The 7,768-nt window shown below is 37.7% G+C and carries 8 protein-coding genes; 7 read left to right on the forward strand and 1 reads right to left on the reverse strand.

The window, feature by feature from the left end; translation table 11 throughout:
* The first annotated feature begins 136 nt into the window (after positions 1-136).
* On the forward strand, positions 137-406 hold the full coding sequence (locus RLO81_RS02140; RefSeq protein WP_350106570.1) for a TIGR03643 family protein: 270 nt from the start codon (positions 137-139) through the stop codon (positions 404-406).
* On the opposite strand, the gene RLO81_RS02145 is transcribed toward RLO81_RS02140, so the two are convergent.
* Positions 407-1,882, reverse strand: a complete 1,476-nt coding sequence (locus RLO81_RS02145; protein ID WP_350106546.1) for a S1C family serine protease — start codon at positions 1,880-1,882, stop codon at positions 407-409.
* A gap of 146 nt (positions 1,883-2,028) precedes the next feature.
* Here RLO81_RS02145 and RLO81_RS02150 point away from each other — a divergent pair, with 146 nt between their 5' ends.
* The 6 genes from RLO81_RS02150 (at position 2,029) to rseP (ending at position 7,726) form a co-directional block, all read left to right on the forward strand.
* Positions 2,029-3,063, forward strand: coding sequence for an acyloxyacyl hydrolase (locus RLO81_RS02150; RefSeq protein WP_350106549.1), 1,035 nt, complete (start codon positions 2,029-2,031; stop codon positions 3,061-3,063).
* A 64-nt stretch (positions 3,064-3,127) separates the two neighbouring features.
* Positions 3,128-4,624, forward strand: coding sequence for a GH3 auxin-responsive promoter family protein (locus RLO81_RS02155; protein ID WP_350106552.1), 1,497 nt, complete (start codon positions 3,128-3,130; stop codon positions 4,622-4,624).
* A gap of 42 nt (positions 4,625-4,666) precedes the next feature.
* Positions 4,667-4,906 carry a nucleotidyltransferase family protein gene (locus RLO81_RS02160; protein ID WP_350106555.1) on the forward strand — a complete coding sequence of 80 codons (240 nt, stop codon included), beginning with the start codon at positions 4,667-4,669 and terminating at the stop codon, positions 4,904-4,906.
* Positions 4,906-5,250 (forward strand): HepT-like ribonuclease domain-containing protein, encoded by a 345-nt coding sequence (locus RLO81_RS02165; protein ID WP_350106558.1) that lies wholly within the window; start codon positions 4,906-4,908, stop codon positions 5,248-5,250. Before RLO81_RS02160 ends, RLO81_RS02165 begins: the two co-directional genes overlap by 1 nt.
* On the forward strand, positions 5,243-6,400 hold the full coding sequence (locus tag RLO81_RS02170) for a 1-deoxy-D-xylulose-5-phosphate reductoisomerase (protein ID WP_350106561.1): 1,158 nt from the start codon (positions 5,243-5,245) through the stop codon (positions 6,398-6,400). The genes RLO81_RS02165 and RLO81_RS02170 overlap by 8 nt, the downstream gene beginning before the upstream one ends.
* A complete protein-coding gene (gene rseP, locus RLO81_RS02175) occupies positions 6,401-7,726 on the forward strand; it encodes an RIP metalloprotease RseP (protein ID WP_350106564.1) in 1,326 nt (441 codons plus the stop codon).
* Positions 7,727-7,768: the final 42 nt, after the last annotated feature.

Genomic DNA, 7,768 nt, shown 5'->3' on the forward strand with positions numbered 1-7,768 from the left:
AGGGTGACCTTAGATATCAAGTTCTGATTGATTCGAAAAAGACCTCCCCCGATTAACCAAAAGTGGATTAAGAAAGGGAGGTTTTTTCGTATAGCCCTTCAAACATTTTTCCTGGTGCCCGTGTTACTTCATTGTGATATTAACAGAGCAAACAATCGACAGAATTATTGAAATGGCCTGGGAAGATAGAACTCCCTTTAATGCCATTGAAGATCAATTTGGCGTATCCGAGAAAGAAGTAATCAAGCTCATGCGCTTAAACATGAAACCCTCCAGTTTTAGAATGTGGCGCAAGAGGGTTCAGGGAAGATCAACAAAACATGCCCAAAAGCACACCGAAGTTGGTACTCGATTTAAAAGTTCTAGGCAAAAATCAATCTCCCACAACCATATTTCAAAGCGTTAACTACCTAAGATAAAAAGAATAGTAACCGGACCTTCCTTTACTGTTCACACCTTCGATAATAACCCTACCACGAATTTTCTCCAGTATATTAACGAGCCTTTCAGGGTCTTTTATGGCATTTCTATTTATGTCTGTAATGATAAAATCTTCTGTAATACCTATTCTTTTAATCAATCCATTTTGAATATTAAATACTTTAACACCATATTCGATACCTAGCAGATCGCGCTCTACTTTTGGCACAGTTTCGAAATTAGCCCCTAGCGACTCTGAAGTAAAAATCTCGCGCTTGAGTATCGATGTTGTTCCTTCTCTATTAGTTAAAACTAATGAGGCTGTTTTGATTTCACCTTTTCGTTTATAGGTTAAGCTGATTTTATCCCCTGGTGAGTGATAACTCAATTCTTCTTCAAACTCACTACGGCTATTGATTGATCGTTCATCAAACTTCACGATGATATCTCCTTCTTTTAGACCTGCCTTGTAAGATGAGCCATCTTCTTGAACATACGTTAACAGCACGCCTTCAATATTGTCAGAATCAATATCAATATCTAATCTTTCAGCTACTGAAGAATCGAAATCGCGAACCTCGCCACCGAAGAAGGCCTTTTGAACTTCGCCATACTCAATGATGTCGCCTACTATTTTCTTTACAATATCTACAGGTACGGCAAAGCCATAGCCATTATAAGTGCCTGTTCGTGTTAAAATAGCGGTATTAATTCCCACCAATTCGCCTTTCTTATTTACCAAAGCGCCACCACTATTCCCAGGGTTAATAGCTGCATCCGTTTGGATGAAAGATTCAATAGGAAATTTACCTTCTAAAATATTTATTTCCCGGCCTTTGGCACTTACAATTCCGGCAGTTACTGTAGAAGTTAAGTTAAATGGGTTACCAACGGCAATTACCCATTCACCTACTTGTAAACTTTTGGCTGTTCCGATCTGGATATTCGGCAAATTCTTTCCTTCAATTTTTAGAACAGCTAAGTCTGTGGATGGGTCGGTACCCACAAGTTTAGCGTCATAAACCTTTTTGTTGAAAACTACTTCCAACCTGTCGGCACCATTTACAACGTGATTATTCGAAACTATGTAGCCATCTTTTGAAAAAATAACGCCTGAACCACTACTCACTTGCTGCGTTTTGCTCGGCTCCCGGTCAAAGAACCAATCCAGGTAGCTTCTTGAATAGGTGTATTCCGAAATATTTTTGATATATACCACACTCGAAGTACTTAGCTTGCTTGCTGTAATAAAGTCATCATTTATATCTGTTGGTAATGCATCGCGCAGCGATGAAGCTGATTTTGGGGATTCTTCAAAAGTATTGCGAGCAAATTTATTCAGTGAATCTGCTTCATATGTTGCTAATTCTGGTAAATTTTTTTGTGCCAGCTCATGAAAGGTATAAGCGCCAGCTAGCCCTGCTAAAAATGAAATTGTTAGTATAGATAAAGTCTTTCGCATGGTATATTTTGGTTTGCCATCAAATATCAAAAATTGTGCTGTTTTCTAAAACGTGACAAAATGTAAGGTGTTGCATTAGTAAGAGTTAAGATTTGTTAAGTAATTTAAAAGGTATGAGATTATGTATTCTTTTAATATTGATGTGTATGTCATTTTCGGTTTATTCTCAGATAAGCAGTTGGGAATCATCGTTACACTATGGTAAAATTATCCCGCATTCTTCTGAGCTTAAACCAGTTACTGAAGAGCCATTATGGGGATTGCAGTTAGATTATAGTAGACTTAAATTAAGTCAAAAAGCCTGGGATCAATGCAATTGCTACACAAAAATTGGCGCTTCATTCACCTATTTCAACTATCAAAACCCAGAACAGCTCGGAAGCTCAACTAATCTAATTTTTTTTGCTGAGCCGTACCTTTCTTATAAATCCAGACTGAAATTAACGATGCGTAGTGGTGTTGGATTCACTTACGTTAATAGGCTCTATGATGAAAACAGCAACCCTGAAAACCTATTCTTTAGCTCCCACTTGAGTTTTATTATCCATTTAGGATTATATGGTGTTTATGCGATTAACGAAAAGTATGAGTTGAAGGCAGGGTTCAATTATAATCACATTTCAAATGGCGGTTTAAATCAACCGAATAAGGGAATGAATTTCCCTACAATTAGTATGGGTGTTATCTACAATACGAATACTTTCCAATTTGAAAATCGAGAAAAGAACGAATACTTAAAAAAGAAGCTTTTCTATTATGTACGACTATTTGGCACGATGCCTGAGGTGAGCAATGAAGATGTATCTGTTAATGAACGTAAATTTCTATTGGGATTGTCATCGGGTGTTTTATTTCATTTAACACAAACGAATGCGTTTAATATGGGAGTGGAATTAGTTAACGATGAATCGTACAAACGAAGTGCAGAGCTAATGGGTAAAGATTACGATCACAGAGTAGTAGGGATAGTTCTTGGACATAATTTTGTATTTGGCAATATTCTATTCAATCAACAAATGGGTTGGTACGCTTATAGGCCTTTTCCTTCTACTAGCAACAGTTTTTATCAGCGCTATGAGTTGCTCTACAAGCTGGGGAATAAGTTTCAGGTAGGCGTTGGCTTGAAGGCGCACGGACATGTAGCTGAAAATATGGATTTAAGGTTTGGCGTTGTTTTTTAACCTTTGGTTTAGAGGTTGATTATGTTAATAATCTTCATCTTTGAAGCTAGTAAATTATTAAAATATGGGATTCAGATCGTTTTTAGGTAAACCATTTGCAAAATACATTGCGGCCCAGACGAAAAAATGGGCGTCACAACCCAGGCAGTCGCAGGAAAAAGTATTTAAGAACCTTTTAGCAAATGGATTGAAAACGAAATTTGGCAGGGACCATCATTTTGATCAAATAAATACTTACGAAGACTTTAAAAAGCGTGTGCCCGTTAGAGATTATGAGCAGTTAAAACCATATATCGAAGAAATGGTGGAAGGCAAGCCTGATATACTATGGCCGGGTAAACCAATTTATTTATCAAAAACTTCAGGTACTACATCAGGTGTAAAGTATATTCCCATTACTAAAGATTCAATACCTAATCATTTTGTGAGTGCAAGAAATGCTGTGTTGGCGTATGTTGCTGAAACAGGAAAAGCTGATTTTTTAGATGGTAAATTGATATTCCTTTCAGGAAGTCCGGAGCTAGCTAAGAAGAATGGAATTCATGTAGGCAGATTATCTGGTATAGTAAACCACCATGTGCCAGGTTATTTACGGACTAACCAGATGCCTAGCTATGAAACCAATTGTATTGATGATTGGGAGACAAAACTTGAGAAGATTATTGATGAGACCATTGATAAGAATATGACGCTAATATCCGGTATCCCGCCATGGGTACAAATGTATTTTGATCGTATTCAGGCCAGAGTGGATGGCAAAAAAATAAAAGATGTCTTCCCTAATTTCTCCATGTTTGTTTATGGTGGTGTAAATTTTGAGCCATATAGAGCTAAGTTGGAAGAGTCAATAGGAAAGAAAATTGATTCGGTAGAAACCTACCCAGCGTCTGAAGGATTTATCGCTTATCAGGACTCACAAACAGAACCCGGGCTTTTGATTTTGCTCAATAGCGGAATATTCTTTGAATTTATCCCAACAGAAGAATATTTTGACGAGAATCCAACCAGATTGATGATTCATGAAGTAGAACTGAATAAAAATTATGCGTTAATCATTAATAGTAATGCGGGCTTGTGGGGTTATTCTATTGGCGATACCGTGAAGTTTGTTTCGAAAGAACCTTACAGGTTGTTGGTGACTGGCAGGATAAAACATTTTATTTCTGCCTTTGGCGAGCACGTAATTGGCGAGGAGGTGGAAAAGGCGATGAAAAATACGTGTGAGAAGTTCCCTGAAACCGAATTAATCGAATTTACTGTTGCCCCGAATGTAGCTCCCAAAGAAGGGTTACCTTTGCACGAATGGTATATAGAATTTGCTCAAAAACCAAATGATTTGGCTGCCTTTGAAAAAGAGTTAAATTTGCAGCTGCAAAAGCAAAACACCTATTATGACGACCTGATTACTGGTAATATTTTGAGAGGTTTAAAAATCATGGAATTAAGAAAGAATGCGTTTATTGATTACATGAAATCTCAGGGGAAATTAGGTGGTCAGAATAAGGTTCCTAGATTATCAAATGATAGGAAGATTGCAGATTGGTTTGAAAAAATGGATTGAGTAATGGTGAGCCAAGATCAAATATCGATAATAAGGTCTAAGATGTCTAAATATAAGATAAGTAAGATAGGTGTTTTTGGATCTTACGCCAGAAATAATGAGCGTGCCGATAGTGATCTTGATATTCTTGTTCAGTTTGATCAAAGAATATCACTATTTGAGCTTATTGATTTAGAGCTTCAGCTATCAGAGGCACTTGGAATAAAAGTTGATTTAGTGACTGAAAACTCTCTAAGTAAACATATTAAGCCATTTATTGAATCAGAATTGGTTTCTATTTAATGAAGGTTAACAGTGTTTATATAGCCCATATTACAGAGGCCATAAATTCTATTCTTGAGTATACATCTGATTTAGATGAGCAAGAATTTCTAAAAAATAAACTTGTTCAAGATGCAGTAATACGTAATCTGCAAATTATAGGAGAGGCAACTAAAAAGATAAATGAACAGATACGTACAAAGTACAGCGTTATTCCTTGGAAACAAATGGCGGGAATGCGAGACAAATTAATTCATGATTATATGGGAGTTGATTTATGGGCGGTATGGGCTGTTGTGGAAATCGAATTGCCCAAGATAAAGCCATTGCTTGATAAAATTCTGGGGGAGTTAGAAGGTGAATAAAAAAAACATAGCCATACTCGGCTCTACAGGATCGATAGGGACACAAGCACTAGATGTAGTAAGGCTGCATGAGGATAAATTTCAAATTGAAGTTCTTACAGCACAGAATAATGCTAAACTATTAATTGAACAGGCTGCTGAGTTTAAACCCAATACGGTTGTTATTGGTAATGAAGACATGTACGACCAGGTGCAATCGGCACTAGATCCATTGGATATTAAAGTGTATTGTGGTGAAAAGGCATTAGCATCTGTTGCTGAAATGGAAACCGTTGACTTGGTTCTTACTGCACTAGTAGGCTATGCCGGGTTAACACCAACAATCAAAGCGATTGAGGCCGGTAAAAACATTGCTTTGGCCAATAAAGAAACCCTGGTTGTTGCAGGAGAATTAATTACCGAGCTAGCAAGAAATAAGGGCGTAAACATTTACCCTGTTGATTCTGAACATTCGGCAATTTTCCAATGTATAGTAGGAGAATTTCATAATCCAATAGAGAAAATAATTCTAACGGCTTCTGGTGGGCCATTTAGAGGGAAGTCTAAGGAAGAATTGCTTTCAGTTACAAAAGCCCAGGCATTAAAGCACCCGAATTGGGATATGGGTGCTAAAATTACCATTGATTCCGCTTCCTTAATGAATAAAGGCCTCGAAGTGATTGAAGCTAAATGGTTATTTGGTCTGAAAGCCGATCAGGTGGACGTAATAGTACATCCACAGTCGATTATACATTCAATGGTGCAATTTGAAGATGGTTCTATTAAGGCTCAGATGGGCTTACCAGACATGAAATTACCGATACAATATGCAATGGGTTATCCTGAGCGATTAAAGTCTGATTTTCCGCGATTTGATTTCACAAACTATCCGGCACTCACATTTGAACAACCTGACATAAAGACATTCCGTAACCTACAATTGGCCTTTGATGCCTTAAAAGCAGGTGGTAATGTGCCATGTGTGCTGAATGCAGCTAATGAAGTGGCCGTGGCAGCATTTTTGAAAGATGAAATTGGTTTCTTACAAATGTCGGAAGTAGTAGAACAATGTATGGCAGAAATTGATTTTATAAAAAAGCCTACGTATGAAGATTATGTAAGCACAGACAAACAAACAAGAGTTAAAGCAATAGAGATTATAAACAAATAGATGGAAGGATTAGTAATGACGGCTCAGATACTTCTGAGCTTATCAATTTTAGTTGGGTTGCACGAAATGGGCCACCTGTTAGCAGCGAAATTTTTTGGGATGCGTGTGGAACAATTTTCAATTGGCTTCCCGCCTAAAATATTCAGTTTTAAATACAAGGATACGGAGTATGCCTTAAGCGCAATTCCACTTGGAGGTTTTGTTAAAATCTCAGGAATGATCGATGAGTCTATGGACAAAGAGCAAATGAAACAGCCGCCACAGCCGTGGGAGTTTCGTTCTAAGCCAGCATGGCAGCGATTAATTGTAATGTTAGGAGGGATATTCATCAATGTTATTACGGGTATTGTAATATTCATTTTTCTGACATTTTTATTTGGTGATCAGATCATTTCTAAAGATCAGGTTAATGCCAATGGTGGTATTATTGCCAAAGAGTTAGCAGCTGAAATTGGACTAAAAACAGGAGATAAGATCGTTAAAATTAACGGAAAAGATTTCCAGGATTTTAATGATGTAATGGATACCAAAGTTTTTCTTGGCACGGGTTCCTACTATACTGTTGAGCGCGATGGTGAGATGGTAAATGTGAGAATACCATCAGACTTCTTAGATAAGTTTAATGATAAAGAGGCATTTGGGAAATTTGTTTTGCCTGCTGTTCCGATAGCGGTTTCCCAACTGAACCCTAGCAGCTTAGGTGAAAGAATGGGCTTAAAAGAAGGTGATATTTTTGTGACGCTGGCTAGCCAACCAATAATTGAAGGCGGAGATGTACGAAAGATCATCACGTCTTTTGAAGGTGATACGGTTACGGCAAGTGTTAAAAGAGAGGGACAACTACTTAATTTAAGGGCAGCGGTTGAACAAGATACACTTTTAGGATTGTATGTAGGGCTGCCGGAGGGATTTTTAGTGACACGGGATTATGGTTTTGGTGAATCTATAGGCTTAGGAACTGAGCGCGCCTTTGGTGTTATTTTTACTCAAATTCAGGCCTTTGGCAAGATGTTTAGTGGCGATTTAAATGTTCAAAAGTCGCTTTCAGGGCCAATTGGTATTGCCCAAGCCTACGGTGGCGAATGGGACTGGCAGCGTTTCTGGAGATTAACTGGTTTGCTTTCTATGGTACTGGCATTTATGAATTTACTGCCTATACCTGCACTAGATGGTGGGCATGTGATGTTTTTAAGTTATGAGATGATATCGGGTAGAAAGCCTGGAGATAAATTCCTTGAATATGCTCAGAAGGCAGGTATGGTATTCTTACTTGCTTTAATGGTATTCATAATCGGGAATGATATTTTTAAAGTGATTTTTGGGTAATAGCATCAATCATATTTAAAGGCCTCACAGAATTCTGTGAGG

Source organism: Fulvivirga sp. (assembly GCF_040220315.1).
In the GTDB taxonomy this organism is placed as follows: Bacteria; Bacteroidota; Bacteroidia; order Cytophagales; family Cyclobacteriaceae; genus Fulvivirga.